At 70.5% G+C, this 12,982-nt stretch carries 15 protein-coding genes; 7 read left to right on the forward strand and 8 right to left on the reverse strand.

What is annotated here, in order from left to right:
- Positions 1 to 51: 51 nt before the first annotated feature.
- A complete protein-coding gene (locus KSED_RS00995) occupies positions 52 to 708 on the forward strand; it encodes a TetR/AcrR family transcriptional regulator (protein WP_012801712.1) in 657 nt (218 codons plus the stop codon).
- A gap of 42 nt (positions 709 to 750) precedes the next feature.
- Positions 751 to 1,293, forward strand: coding sequence for a DinB family protein (locus KSED_RS01000; protein ID WP_012801713.1), 543 nt, complete (start codon positions 751 to 753; stop codon positions 1,291 to 1,293).
- On the opposite strand, the gene KSED_RS01005 is transcribed toward KSED_RS01000, so the two are convergent.
- Both KSED_RS01005 and KSED_RS14800 read right to left on the reverse strand, forming a co-directional pair.
- Positions 1,287 to 2,561: an MFS transporter gene (locus KSED_RS01005; protein WP_012801714.1), complete on the reverse strand. Its 1,275-nt coding sequence runs from the start codon at positions 2,559 to 2,561 to the stop codon at positions 1,287 to 1,289. The two genes, KSED_RS01000 and KSED_RS01005, sit on opposite strands and share 7 nt — an antisense overlap.
- A gap of 9 nt (positions 2,562 to 2,570) precedes the next feature.
- On the reverse strand, positions 2,571 to 3,149 hold the full coding sequence (locus KSED_RS14800; RefSeq protein WP_012801715.1) for a helix-turn-helix domain-containing protein: 579 nt from the start codon (positions 3,147 to 3,149) through the stop codon (positions 2,571 to 2,573).
- Positions 3,150 to 3,363: 214 nt separating this feature from the next.
- On the opposite strand from KSED_RS14800, the gene KSED_RS15580 reads away from it, so the two are divergent.
- Positions 3,364 to 4,563 (forward strand): NUDIX domain-containing protein, encoded by a 1,200-nt coding sequence (locus KSED_RS15580; protein ID WP_012801716.1) that lies wholly within the window; start codon positions 3,364 to 3,366, stop codon positions 4,561 to 4,563.
- Between the two features lie 78 nt (positions 4,564 to 4,641).
- Positions 4,642 to 5,094: a hypothetical protein gene (locus tag KSED_RS01020; protein WP_143827318.1), complete on the forward strand. Its 453-nt coding sequence runs from the start codon at positions 4,642 to 4,644 to the stop codon at positions 5,092 to 5,094.
- Positions 5,095 to 5,100: 6 nt separating this feature from the next.
- Here the strand turns inward: KSED_RS01020 and KSED_RS15715 are convergent, their stop codons facing one another.
- Positions 5,101 to 5,394 (reverse strand): kynureninase/PvdN C-terminal domain-containing protein, encoded by a 294-nt coding sequence (locus KSED_RS15715; protein WP_373419161.1) that lies wholly within the window; start codon positions 5,392 to 5,394, stop codon positions 5,101 to 5,103.
- Between the two features lie 241 nt (positions 5,395 to 5,635).
- Here KSED_RS15715 and KSED_RS01025 point away from each other — a divergent pair, with 241 nt between their 5' ends.
- A complete protein-coding gene (locus KSED_RS01025) occupies positions 5,636 to 6,427 on the forward strand; it encodes a hypothetical protein (RefSeq protein WP_143827319.1) in 792 nt (263 codons plus the stop codon).
- Between the two features lie 80 nt (positions 6,428 to 6,507).
- The gene (locus tag KSED_RS01030; RefSeq protein ID WP_012801719.1) at positions 6,508 to 7,815 is read left to right on the forward strand and encodes an ISL3 family transposase; all 1,308 of its coding nucleotides are present in this window, start codon (positions 6,508 to 6,510) and stop codon (positions 7,813 to 7,815) included.
- 262 nt (positions 7,816 to 8,077) lie between these two features.
- On the opposite strand, the gene KSED_RS01035 is transcribed toward KSED_RS01030, so the two are convergent.
- Positions 8,078 to 9,385, reverse strand: coding sequence for an ISL3 family transposase (locus KSED_RS01035; RefSeq protein ID WP_012801719.1), 1,308 nt, complete (start codon positions 9,383 to 9,385; stop codon positions 8,078 to 8,080).
- 164 nt (positions 9,386 to 9,549) lie between these two features.
- Here KSED_RS01035 and KSED_RS01040 point away from each other — a divergent pair, with 164 nt between their 5' ends.
- Positions 9,550 to 9,822 (forward strand): hypothetical protein, encoded by a 273-nt coding sequence (locus KSED_RS01040; protein WP_143827320.1) that lies wholly within the window; start codon positions 9,550 to 9,552, stop codon positions 9,820 to 9,822.
- Between the two features lie 6 nt (positions 9,823 to 9,828).
- On the opposite strand, the gene KSED_RS01045 is transcribed toward KSED_RS01040, so the two are convergent.
- The 4 genes from KSED_RS01045 to kynA form a co-directional block, all read right to left on the reverse strand.
- Positions 9,829 to 11,106, reverse strand: coding sequence for a kynureninase (locus KSED_RS01045; protein WP_012801721.1), 1,278 nt, complete (start codon positions 11,104 to 11,106; stop codon positions 9,829 to 9,831).
- Positions 11,107 to 11,161: 55 nt separating this feature from the next.
- Positions 11,162 to 11,575: a type II toxin-antitoxin system VapC family toxin gene (locus KSED_RS01050; protein WP_012801722.1), complete on the reverse strand. Its 414-nt coding sequence runs from the start codon at positions 11,573 to 11,575 to the stop codon at positions 11,162 to 11,164.
- Positions 11,572 to 11,859, reverse strand: a complete 288-nt coding sequence (locus KSED_RS01055) for an antitoxin (protein WP_143827321.1) — start codon at positions 11,857 to 11,859, stop codon at positions 11,572 to 11,574. Before KSED_RS01055 ends, KSED_RS01050 begins: the two co-directional genes overlap by 4 nt.
- 76 nt (positions 11,860 to 11,935) lie before the next feature.
- Positions 11,936 to 12,784 carry a tryptophan 2,3-dioxygenase gene (kynA, locus tag KSED_RS01060; RefSeq protein ID WP_012801724.1) on the reverse strand — a complete coding sequence of 283 codons (849 nt, stop codon included), beginning with the start codon at positions 12,782 to 12,784 and terminating at the stop codon, positions 11,936 to 11,938.
- Between the last annotated feature and the right edge of the window lie 198 nt (positions 12,785 to 12,982).

Raw genomic sequence — 12,982 nt, forward strand, 5'->3', positions numbered from 1 at the left:
TGAACGGTGTCCACATGTAGGATGTGTTCACCGTACACATCAAGGAGTCCCGTGCCAAGCCCCCCATCCGATCCCGGTGAGAACCCCGCCCCGCGCGGGGGCTACCACCACGGCGACCTGCGCGCCGCCCTCATCGAGCAGGCAGAGGCCGTGGCCCGGGAGAAAGGTCCGGAGGCACTGACGATGCGGGCGCTCACCCGCCAGGTGGGCGTCAGTGCGAACGCGGCCTACCGCCACTTCGCTGACCGCGCCGCCCTGGTGCAGGAGGTCACCTTCCGGGGCCAGGCGGCCATGGCCCGCGCGATGGACGCCGCCCGCGCCGCGCTGCCCGCCCGGGCCGATGGGGCCGCGCACCTCACCGCGGTGGGTCGCAGCTACATCGAGGCCGCACGGGCCGAACCCGGGCTGTTCCGCACGGCCTTCACCGAGCCGGCGGACCTCGAGCTCTCCGCCGACCCCCGGGCCGCTGGCGATTCGGGCCTCACCCCCTTCCTGCACCTGGCCGATGCCCTCGACCGCATGGTCGCCGACGGCTCGCTGGCCGCTGAGCTGCGCGAGGGCGCCGAGGCGCCGTGCTGGTCGGCCGTGCACGGGTTCTCGATGCTGGTCGTCTCCGGCCCGCTGCGCAGCGCACCGGCCGAGGTGGTCGACGCCCTGGCCGCGCGCACTGTGGCCACCGCCGTGCTCGGCATCACCCAGGCGCCGTGAAACCCGATTGACCGGCAGCGCCCCAGCGGCGAGCCTCGCCCCATGACCACCGCAGCGCAGAACCTCACCCCCGACCCGCCGGACACCCGTCCCGACCAGGCCTTCCTGGCCGGCGACCGGGAGAACCTCGAGTGGTGGGTAGAGCTGTACCGACAGACCCTGCCGCTCAAAGTCGGCGGGCTCACCGGCGAGCAGCTCGCCCAGCGCGCGGTCCCCCCATCGTCGCTGTCGTTGGCGGGCATCGTCCGCCACCTCACCGAGGTGGAGCTGTACTGGTGCGGTGAGGTCGTCGCGGGTGCGGAGGTGCCGGACGTCTACTTCACCCCCGCCTCACCGGAGGGGGACTTCCTCGATGCCGAGGCCGCGACCGCCGTACAGGATGTCGCCGCCTTCTCCGATGCGGTGGACCGCGCCCGCGCCTGGTGTGCGGGGGTCACCGACCTCGACGCCCCCGTCGCCGGCACCCGCCACGGGAACCCGGTGAACCTGCGCTGGGTGTACGCGCACCTCATCGAGGAGTACGCCCGGCACCTGGGGCACGCGGACCTGCTGCGCGAGGTCGTCGACGGCCGCACCGGCTACTGAGCGGCGGGCTCCTGCGCCGGCCAGGAGGCATCGGCCTGGTCGGACAACACGGGCGGCGCGGGTCGGGTGTCGAACTCCCGGAAGCTGGGCACCACCAGCGGGGCGAGGGTGGCCACGAGGTAGGCCCCAGCCAGCGCCCACAGGGCCCACCGCCAGCCCAGCCCCGAGGCCAGGAGGCCGCCGAGCAGGCCACCGAGTGGCATGAGCGACCAGCCCAGGGAGGCGCTCAACGCCGAGACGCGCCCCGTGAGCCCGGCCGGGATCCGTTCGAAGATCACCGCTCCCAGGATGGGGTTGAGGAAACCGGACGCCGCGCCGGTGACGGCGAAGACGGTGACCACCACCCACAGGGGTGCGCCGAGGGTCAGGACGGCAAAACGCACCGGTCCGGTGACGAGGAAGCCGATGACGTAGGTCCGGAACCGGGGGAGCCGATGGGCCCAGCGGGCGGCGGCCAGGGAGCTGACGGTGGCGGCGGCCGAGAAGACCGTCAGCAGCAGGCTGATGCCGGCCGCGCCGGCGCCCGTCTCGCGTGCCCAGACCGGGAACAGCACGGCCGACCAGGCCAGGTCCAGTAGGTTGGTGACCGCGACCATCCCACTGATGCCCAGGAGCACGGCATCGTGGCGGATGAAGTCCCACCCGCCCAGCAGGGAGCGCAGGTACGGCTCGCGCGTGTCGCGCTGGGCGCTCGGCCGGGACGCTGCGGCCGTGGTCGCCCCCAGGGCCGCGGCGCCGAGGACGAAGCAGGCCGCCACCACGAACAGGGTGCGGGGCGCGCCGAGCTGGGTGATGAGCAGGCCCGCGGCGGCCGCGCCCGCCATCGCGGAACCGCGGTCGATGGCGCCGTGGTAGCCGGTCACGCGTTCCAGGGGCACCCGGGCCAGCTCCGTGACGCCGGGGATCATGGCCTGCTTGGCCCCGTCGGCAGGCCCCCGCAGCGCGCCCCCGGCGGCGACGAGCAGCAGCAGGGCCCAGAAGGGCAGCGCGCCGCGCAGGTGCAGCAGCGGGATCAGTCCGAACACGGCGGCCGACCCGAGGTCGCAGACACACGCCACCCGGCGTGGGCCGAGCCGGTCGGTCAACGGTCCGCCCAGCACCTTGAAGACCACCAGGGGCAGCAGCTCGGCGGCCGAGACGAGGCCGGTCTGCGTGGCCGAGCCGGTGGTCACCAGGACGAACCACGGGATCACCACCATGCTCATCCGGGTGGCCGTGATCGTGAAGGTCTCGGCCGTCAGCAGTCCTCGCAGGGGTAGGGCGCTCACGCTGGCTCCTCAGGTCTGGTCCGGGGCGGGGGGCATCGCGTGGGGCGATAGCGCCGCGTTCAGGTTGACCCAGTACGGCTGTGCCTCCGGCACGTCCTCCTCGGGCCAGGACGTGATGACCTCGATGAGGGCGTCCCGCAGCGCGTGCGCACGCTCGGGGGTCAGGCGCAGCATCCAGTCGCTCGTGGTGCCGGCTCGTCGCCACGCGGCAGGCAGTGTCTCGGCCTGCTCCACGACCTGCTGCAGCTGCTGTGAGTAGACCACCGCCACGGCTTGCTGGTACGCCCCGAAGGTCTCGCGCTCCTGGGGGGTCAACCCCTTGGAGGAGGTGCGGGTGGAGCGGTGGACCGCCCGCCACCAGCGCTCGCGCGAGGAGCCGCGGCCCTTGTCCTCCTCGATGAAGCCGTGCTGTGCCAGCTGTCGCAGGTGGTAGGACGTGGCACCGCTGTTGACGCCGAGGTGCTGCGCGAGACCCGTGGCGGTGTTGGGGCCCGAGGTGCGGAGCAGTCCCAGGAGCCGTAGGCGGACCGGGTGGGAGAGGGCTCGCAGCCCCTCGGGGCCGGGGGTGCTGATCTCGGGCGGGGTCATGCCGTGACCGTAACCGTGCAAAGGAAACTTTGCAAACATTCCTTTGGCCACGTGGTCAGGTCCGATCCGTCTGCCCTGGCCGGGCCGCACCCATCGGTTCGTCGCGATTGGGGCGAAACGAGCTGTGAAGGCCCCACGGGCGACGAATGGATCGCCAGTCTGCCCACCCGCGACGAACCGGCGGCGACCGGCCCACGTCGCTACCCTGCCCACCATGACTGCGACGTCCGCCGACCAGCCGCCCATCGTCGTCACCGGGGTGGTGGTGCAGGACGATGCGGGGCGCGTCCTGACCGTCCGCAAGCGCGGCACCGAGCGCTTCATGCTCCCCGGCGGCAAGCCGGAGCCGGGGGAGTCGCCGGCGCAGACCGGGGCGCGGGAGCTGGGTGAGGAGCTCGGGCTGCGGGTGGACCCCGCATCGATGCAGTTGCTCGGCGCGTTCTCCGGCCCGGCGGCCAACGAGCCGGGCCGCCTCCTGGAGAGCACCGTCTTCCACGCCCGTCCCGAGGGGGAGCCGCGGGCGGCCGCCGAGATCGACGAGCTGCGCTGGCTCCCGGTGGATGCCGGCGCGCTCGACGCCGAGATTTCCCCCGAGTTCCTGGCCCCGATGCTGGCTGACAACGTGCTGCCGATCCTGCGTACCGCCCGGGCCGAGGAAGCAGCCATCGCCCGCCTGGTGGACACCGCGCCAGAGCCGGGGGAGGACATCGGCACCGGCGGGCTGGTCGTCGAGACCTTCGGCGGCCGCCCCGATGGGGTGCGCCCGGTGACGGTGCTCGTGCACGGCGGCTTCTGGCGGCCCACCATCGACCGCACCCACCTGCGCGCGGCGGCCCACGTGCTGGCCGACCACGGCTTCCTCGTGGCCCTTCCGGAGTACCGCCGCGAGCCCGGCAACCCCCGGGCCGCGCTCGACGACCTGCTCGCCGTGGACGACCTGCTGGCAGCGGACGGCTGGTACGACGCGCCCGTGGCCGGCATCTGGGTGGGGCACTCCGCCGGCGGGCACCTGGCGATGCTGCGGGGCCTGCAGCCCGGCCGCACCCCCGTGGGCGTGCTGTCGCTGGCGGGCGCCCACGACCTCACCCGCACCGCCACCGAGTTCCTGGGGCACGGCGCGGCTGTCGACTGGGTGGGGGCGCGGCCGCAGGAGGCGCCTGAGGCCTACGCCGAGCTCGACCCCCGGCTGCTGTGGCCTGATGCGGGGCGCGACCACGTGATGCTCGTGCACGGGTCCGAGGACGCGACCGTTCCCCCGGCGCACTCGGAGGACTTCCCGGCACCCTCCCGCATCGTCCCCGGCGCCCACCACGCGGACCTGGTGGACCCGGACTCCCCGCACTGGCACCACGTGCACACCGCCTGGCTCGAGGTCTACGCGGGGATGTTCCAGACGTCAACGCCAGGATCCTGAGGGTCTCGGACTTTTCAGATATGACGTGAAATCAGCCAAATCTGTTCAGATATGAATACTGAGTGCTACTGTGGCGCGATGAATCGTGCCCGCCGAGGTGCCGCGCGTCTTTTCTGCGTGGTGTCCGCCGGCGTGATGCTGAGGGCGTGCATCGCTCCGGAGGATCCTGAGCCGATCGACCTGACCGCCGCGCTGGCTGAGGCCGAGGCGGACGGGCCGCTCCTGGTACCTGCCGGGATCCCGGACGATGCCTTCGTCTCCTGGGCTTCCCAGGTGGAGGAGGACGGGGTGACGCGGTTCGCGATGCAGATCAACCGCAGCCCGTCTGGCCTTGCCCGATGGTGTGTGGTGCCCCAGGAGCATGCGGAAACCTGCGCGGGGGGTGTGAGCTCGGGCTCCGTGGACGGGTTGTTCTGGAGCGTCTCCGGTGAGGTCCCCACCGAGGGCCCCCTCCGGGAGGGCGAGCCCACCACCGACTGGCGTGGCCTCGACTGGGTGGCAGAAAACGAGGCGCGGATGGGGCGCGACTGACCCGCCTCAGTGCCGGCCGGCGCGCTCCAGCTCCGCATCGACCAGCAGCAGCCCCTCGGCCACCTCGGCGAAGGAGGTGCTGGCGGGCGACATGCCCAAGCGCACCCCATCGGGCTCACGGAAGTCGGGGATGACGCCCTGCTCCCAGAGCTCGGCGATCACCTCGCGCGCAGCCGGATGGCCGTCACCTCGAAGCGAGGCAGCGTAAGGCCCTGCCCTCCCGGTAGATGATGGAGGCAACACGAGGACGGCGCGCCGGTTGTGGGCGCGAAGACCGACTCCCGAGGCGGGCCTTGACACTGTCCCCCCGGTGTGTGAACGTGCTGCGACTGGTTTTTCCAAATACTCAGGGGGGGAGCATGAGAGCGTGCAAGGCGCTTGCTGTATCGGTGCTGGTGGGATTGTCTGTCCCCCACAGTCTAGCGATGGGGGGGGGGAAGAAGAGGGTTTTCGGTGGGATATCGCTGAGTTTGGTCATGGGGGTGAGATCGCGGTGCGCCCAGAGGGGGATGTGCGCGCGCACGGAGGGGGCCGCAACGTCGTGGTTGCTGAGGGCGGGGGTATGCATGATTCCAGTTCTGGATGGTTCATTCCAGAGGGTGAAGAGGGCTTGGCGACGAGTAGTGGTCGAGGTTCAATGTCGGGCCCCGGGGGCCGTGACGCGGAGGTGGAAGCGTTTCTGCCGGTGCCGGGGCAGGGTGGCATTGTTGTCAGGCGAGTCGACGACCTTGGCGATCAGGATCTCGATGACCGAGCGTCAGTCAGGCTGCGGAAGAAGGGAGGCGAGATGGCTGCTGCCGTAGAGCGACCGGGGGGTGAGATGCAGCTTCTATCACAGTTCAACGGCCCCGGTGACCTCGAGACGGAGTACAAGATCAGCATGCCCAAGTCGTTCAGGGTGGAGGTTCTCCCGGGCAATCAGGGCGTGGCTTTCGAGGACGAGCGAGGGCAACTGGTTGCAGGCGTGGCGCCAGCTTGGGCTGTGACCAGTTCGGGAAATTCGCTGCTGACGAGGTTTTCCTGGGATGAGAAGCAGAACGTGCTCACGCAAGAGGTCGAGGAGGTTGGGCTGCGGCCCGCCGACTACCCCGTGGTGACGGACCCCTACTTGGGAAAGCGCTTGTACCACAAGTCGACGGTCACAGGCACTCCTCAGCGGTATAAGGTGAACGCGTTCGTGACGGCTTGGGGCAGGACGTGGACTGGTCGAGCCACGTTCAGTTACCACAAGGACGAAGTCCGCTCACAGCTCGGGGCCAGGGCCAATTGGTATACGGGGTCAATCAGGGAGCAGCATTACTGGCTCTTCACGAACGAGGGTGTAGTCGGTTGAGCGCGTCGGTGGCCGGGTAGGGGTCGAGGTCTCCCGGATGATGGAAGTTCTTCACGCTCGCCATCCCGAAAGACCTCGACGTGCTCCACCCTACTTTCGCGACCCCTGACCTGACCACGTTCTGCCGCCTCGACGAGCTCGGCCTCGTCGCCGTCGGCCAGCTGATCGAGCCGGATCGGGCCACGATCGAATGCCGCGTCGTCGAGGACGACCCGCGGTGTCGGAAGTGCGGTGTCGAGGGCGTGCCACGGGACACGGTGACGCGCCCGCTGGCGCATGAACCGTTCGGGCACCGGCCGACGACCCTGCTGGTGCGGGTGCGCCGGTACCGGTGCGGACACTGCCGGCGCACGTGGCGGCAGGACATGACGCGGGCAGCGGCGCCGCGTGCGAAGATCTCCCGCGGCGGCCTGGAGTGGGCGCTGCGGGGCATCGTCATCGACCACCTCACCGTCACCCGCGTCGCCGCAGGTCTCGGGGTGTCCTGGAGTGCCGCGAACGCCGCCGTCCTCGCGGAAGGCAAGCGGCGCCTGATCGACGACCCCGCCCGGTTCGACGGGGTCACCACGATCGGTGTCGACGAGCACGTCTGGCGACACACGAGGCTGGGCGACAAGTACGTCACCGTGATCATCGACCTCACGCCCGCGAGGAACAAGACCGGGCCGGCGAGGCTGCTGGACATGGTCGAGGGCCGCTCCAAGGCGGTGTTCAAGCAGTGGCTCGCCGCCCGCCCCGCGGACTGGGCGAAGCGGATCGAGGTGGTCGCGATGGACGGCTTCGCCGGGTTCAAGACCGCTGCCGCCGAGGAACTCCCCGACGCCGTCCCCGTCATGGACCCGTTCCACGTGGTCCGCCTCGCCGGCGACGCGCTGGATGTCTGCCGGCGTCGGGTCCAGCAAGACACCACCGGTCACCGCGGGCTCAAGGGCGACCCGCTCTACAAAGCCCGCCGCACCCTGCACACCGGGGCGAGCCTGCTCACCGACCGGCAGCGGGCACGCCTGGACGCAGTGTTCGCGAGCGAGGAGCACGTCGAGGTCGAGGCGACCTGGGGCATCTACCAGCGCATCGTCGCGGCCTACCGGGAGCCCGACAAGAAGAAAGCGAAGGCGATGATGCAGGAGGTGATCGCTGCGATCAGCAGCGGCGTTCCCGCGGCGCTCGTCGAGGTCCGCAAGCTCGGCCGGACCATGAAGCAGCGGGCGGGCGACATCCTCGCGTTCTTCGACCGCCCCGGCACCAGCAACGGCCCGACCGAGGCCATCAACGGGCGACTCGAACACCTCCGCGGCTCCGCCCTCGGCTTCCGCAACCTCACCCACTACATCGCTCGGTCGCTGCTCGAAGCCGGAGGGTTCAGACCCGCGCTACACCCTCGTTCGTGAAGAGCCGGTAAAAGGCGGCGGCCGTGGACACACTGTCACCCTCCCGTGGGTGCGGGGCTCCGACCCCCGAGCATCCCGAGACGGCCATACTGACACACATCATCGCGAAAAGCGGTTTAATCGTCCTCATCTTGGCCATCACGGGTTGCACTTGTTCTGAGCCTGACGCCACCAACTCGCATAGGGGCGCCACGATTCCATGTTGTAGTCAGGCTCCCAGTGCGTCGGTCCCCCAAAAAAGACGTGGCAGTAATGCGGCTCTTCACGAACGAGGGTGTAGCGCGGGTCTGAACCCTCCGGCTTCGAGCAGCGACCGAGCGATGTAGTGGGTGAGGTTGCGGAAGCCGAGGGCGGAGCCGCGGAGGTGTTCGAGTCGCCCGTTGATGGCCTCGGTCGGGCCGTTGCTGGTGCCGGGGCGGTCGAAGAACGCGAGGATGTCGCCCGCCCGCTGCTTCATGGTCCGGCCGAGCTTGCGGACCTCGACGAGCGCCGCGGGAACGCCGCTGCTGATCGCAGCGATCACCTCCTGCATCATCGCCTTCGCTTTCTTCTTGTCGGGCTCCCGGTAGGCCGCGACGATGCGCTGGTAGATGCCCCAGGTCGCCTCGACCTCGACGTGCTCCTCGCTCGCGAACACTGCGTCCAGGCGTGCCCGCTGCCGGTCGGTGAGCAGGCTCGCCCCGGTGTGCAGGGTGCGGCGGGCTTTGTAGAGCGGGTCGCCCTTGAGCCCGCGGTGACCGGTGGTGTCTTGCTGGACCCGACGCCGGCAGACATCCAGCGCGTCGCCGGCGAGGCGGACCACGTGGAACGGGTCCATGACGGGGACGGCGTCGGGGAGTTCCTCGGCGGCAGCGGTCTTGAACCCGGCGAAGCCGTCCATCGCGACCACCTCGATCCGCTTCGCCCAGTCCGCGGGGCGGGCGGCGAGCCACTGCTTGAACACCGCCTTGGAGCGGCCCTCGACCATGTCCAGCAGCCTCGCCGGCCCGGTCTTGTTCCTCGCGGGCGTGAGGTCGATGATCACGGTGACGTACTTGTCGCCCAGCCTCGTGTGTCGCCAGACGTGCTCGTCGACACCGATCGTGGTGACCCCGTCGAACCGGGCGGGGTCGTCGATCAGGCGCCGCTTGCCTTCCGCGAGGACGGCGGCGTTCGCGGCACTCCAGGACACCCCGAGACCTGCGGCGACGCGGGTGACGGTGAGGTGGTCGATGACGATGCCCCGCAGCGCCCACTCCAGGCCGCCGCGGGAGATCTTCGCACGCGGCGCCGCTGCCCGCGTCATGTCCTGCCGCCACGTGCGCCGGCAGTGTCCGCACCGGTACCGGCGCACCCGCACCAGCAGGGTCGTCGGCCGGTGCCCGAACGGTTCATGCGCCAGCGGGCGCGTCACCGTGTCCCGTGGCACGCCCTCGACACCGCACTTCCGACACCGCGGGTCGTCCTCGACGACGCGGCATTCGATCGTGGCCCGATCCGGCTCGATCAGCTGGCCGACGGCGACGAGGCCGAGCTCGTCGAGGCGGCAGAACGTGGTCAGGTCAGGGGTCGCGAAAGTAGGGTGGAGCACGTCGAGGTCTTTCGGGATGGCGAGCGTGAAGAACTTCCATCATCCGGGAGACCTCGACCCCTACCCGGCCACCGACGCGCTCAACCGACTACACCCTCGTTCGTGAAGAGCCCTTTTACCACCGTGTGGAGAGGGGCGATGGAGATGCTGCACGAGGAATGGTGGTGGGCACGGTTCCTGTGGAGGAGGATGATCAGCGATCCCGTGAATTCTATGCCGAACGCTTCTCTTTCCCGTCGGGGGACTGTCGCCTAGCGGATGACTGGGAGAGCAGTTCCCACGCGCCGTCCGACGCAACCGTTGGGGATGGTGTGCTGGGTGCCGAGCCGGAGGATTCAGTCGAGTCCGTATTCCTCCGCGTCGAGTGCGACGGGAGGGTGACAACCGTGGAGATCCCTGTGGTGACCGAGCGCGCCGTGGTGCTCATCAGCGACTGACCGGCCTCAGCCGCGGCCGGCGCGCTCGAGCTCCGCGTCCAGCAACAGGAGACCCTCGGCCACCTCTGCGAAGGAGGTGCTGGCGGGGGACATGCCCAGGCGCACCCCATCGGGCTCACGGAAGTCGGGGATGACGCCCTGCTCCCACAGGGCGGCGATCACCTCGCGGGCCGCCGGGTGGCCCAGGGTGACGTGCCCGCCGCGCTGGGCCGGGTCCCGGGGGGAGTCCACGCTCACCCCGTGGCGGGTCAGCAGGCCGTCGGTGACCTCGATGGCGAACTCCGTCAGCGCCGTGGCCTTGGCCGTCAGGGCGGGCAGCCCCACGTCGGCCACGAGCTCGACCATCTCGCCCAGCGGCACCATGCCCAGCACCGGCGGCGTGCCGGAGATGAAGCGCCGCATGCCCGGCGAAGGCTGGTAACCCGGCCCCATCACGAACGGCTCGGCGTGCCCCATCCACCCCTGGATCGGCTGGGTCATGCGCTCCTGGTGACGGGCGGCCACGTACCCGAACGCCGGCGCCCCAGGCCCCCCATTGAGGTACTTGTAGGAGCAACCCACCGCCAGATCCACCTCGTGCTCGTCCAGGTCCACCGGCACCACGCCGGCCGAGTGGCACAGGTCCCACAGCACCAGCCCGCCGGCCTCGTGCACCACCTGCGTGATGGCCGGCAGGTCCGCCACGTACGCCGAGCGGTAGGCCACGTGGCTCAGCACCACCGCGGCGGTGGCGGAGCCCACGGCATCGCGGACCTGCTCGGTGGTCACGCCGGTGCCGGCATCGGCCTCGATCCACACCAGCTCGGCGTCGCACTCCGCGGCGATGCCCTCCGCCACGTACCGGTCGGTGGGGAAGTTGCCCGTGTCCACCACGATCTCGCGGCGCGCGGGATCGGCAGCCTGCGCCGCGGCCAGGCCGGCGCGCAGCAGCTTGTAGAGCATGACGGTGGTCGAGTCGGCCACCACCACCTGCCCCGGGGCCGCGCCCAACGCCACCTCGCCCAGCCGGTCACCCAGCCGCAGCGGCAGCTCCATCCACTGCTCGTCCCAGGAGCGGATGAGGCGCGTCCCCCAGGCCTCGGACACGATGCGGTCGAGCGCCTCCGCCGCGCTCTTCAGCGGGCGCCCCAGCGAGTTGCCGTCCAGGTAGGACAGCACGGCGCCGCCGACGGTGCCGCAGGCGTCCATGGGCACGAAGCGCTCCCGCAGGTGAGCCAGCTCGTCGGCGGCGTCGAGCTCCGCGGCGCGGGCGCGCACGGCATCGGGTGTGTTGAGCGAGGTCATCGGTCCCCCTTGGATGGCGGCCGTCGGCGGCGGCGGGCGCATGGGCGCGGCGTGGTCAGTCGGGCAGGTCGCCGGGGTCGCGGCGGGCCAGTCCCGGGACCTTATCGAAGTCGCGGTCGGCGGAGACGATCTCGGTGAAGCCGGCGGCGAGTGCGGTCGCGGCGTGCATGGCATCACGCCCGCCGAGGGCGCCGGTAGCGGCCAGGGCGACCGAACGGCGGAGGACCTCCTCGTCGAAGGGGTGCCACGTGATGAGTCCGTCGATCAGGCCGAACTGTGCCGTGGCCTGCTCGGGTGTGGACTTGCGCAGGCGGTGGAAGAGGAACTCCTGCCCTGCCTCGACGCTGGCGTGGAGCGCCATGCCGCCGGACGCTGCGGCCTCCAGCCACCGACGGCTCGGTGCCCTCATGGCGTGATCACCGCCTGCTGCGTGGAGCAGGATCGTGGAGTCGATGAAGACGGCGGTCACAAGCGCTCCAACTTGGCGATGAGCTCTGCATCCATCGCGTCGTGCACTGCACGTTTGAGGTCCGCGGGCTCGGCTGCCTCGTGCCGCGCGTTGTCAGCCGTCAGCGCCAAGAAATCGCGGGCCGCCTGTGCGCGGCGAGCCATGTCGTCGTCCTCGAACGAGGCGTCGATGGCGTCGCGCACGACCGTGGAGACGGACACCCCACGCTCGGTCGCGCGCTCGCGCAGCAAGGTGATGCGGCGCTCGTCGAGCAGCAGCTGCATACGGTGCTCCAGTGCACTCATGACCACAGCATACACATGTGCATGTGCATGAGGTGCGTGGCCCCACCGCGAGGCGGGGCTCACCCCATCGGCCCCCTCAGGCCGTGCCGATCTCGGTCCGCACGGCGAACAGCTCGGGGAAGAAGGTCAGGTCCAGCGCGCGCTGCAGGAAGCCGACCCCCGAGGACCCGCCGGTGCCGGTCTTCATGCCGATCACGCGCTGCACGGTCTTGAGGTGGCGGAAGCGCCAGAGCTGGAAGTTGTCCTCCAGGTCCACCAGCTCCTCGCAGGCCTCGTACACGTCCCAGTGGTCGCTGGCGTTCTCGTAGATGTGGGTGAACACCGCGGTGAGCTCGGCGTCCTGCTCGTGGGCCACGGTCACGTCCCGCTCCAGCACGTGGGCGGGCATCTCGATGCCGCGGCGGTGCAGGCAGCGGATGAACTCGTCGTAGAGACTCGGGGCCTCGAGCAGCTCGGTGAGCAGTGCGTGGGCCTCGGGATCGGCCTCGTGCACCGGCAGCATGGCGGCGTTCTTGTTGCCCAGCGCGAACTCCACCCCGCGGTACTGCCAGGACTGGAATCCGCTGGCATGGCCCAGGAAGTCGCGGAACTCCATGTACTCGCTCGGGGTGAGGGTGGCCAGGACGCTCCACTGCTCGGTGAGCGTCTTCTGGATGTGCTTCACCCGGGCGATGCGCTTGAGTGACATGCGCATCTCGTCGGCGGCCAGCAGCTCCATGGCCGAGCGGATCTCGTGCAGCACCAGCTTCAGCCACAGCTCGGAGGTCTGGTGCTGGATGATGAAGAGCATCTCGTCGTGGTGGGGCGGCGTGCTCACCGGGTGCTGGGCGGAGAGCAGCCGGTCCAGGTCCAGGTAGCCGCCGTAGCTCATCTCCTCGCGGAAGTCGGTGTGGATGCCGGCCTCGACGTCACGGGTGTTCGCCACGGGTCCTCCTGGGGTGCGGATGGGTGTGGCCACCCTAGGTGTTGGGGGTGCAGCCGGAGGTGCAACGGGGCCAGGGGAGGCCGGGGGCCTCGGCCGTGGGCCCCCCCCGGGCACTCGTCGGGCCGATGCGGTGAGTCCCGCATCGGCCCGACAGCGATCGTGGTCCGGTGTGCGGCGACTGGCTCGTCGCCGCGCCCG

The organism is Kytococcus sedentarius DSM 20547, from assembly GCF_000023925.1.
GTDB lineage: Bacteria > Actinomycetota > Actinomycetes > Actinomycetales > Dermatophilaceae > Kytococcus > Kytococcus sedentarius.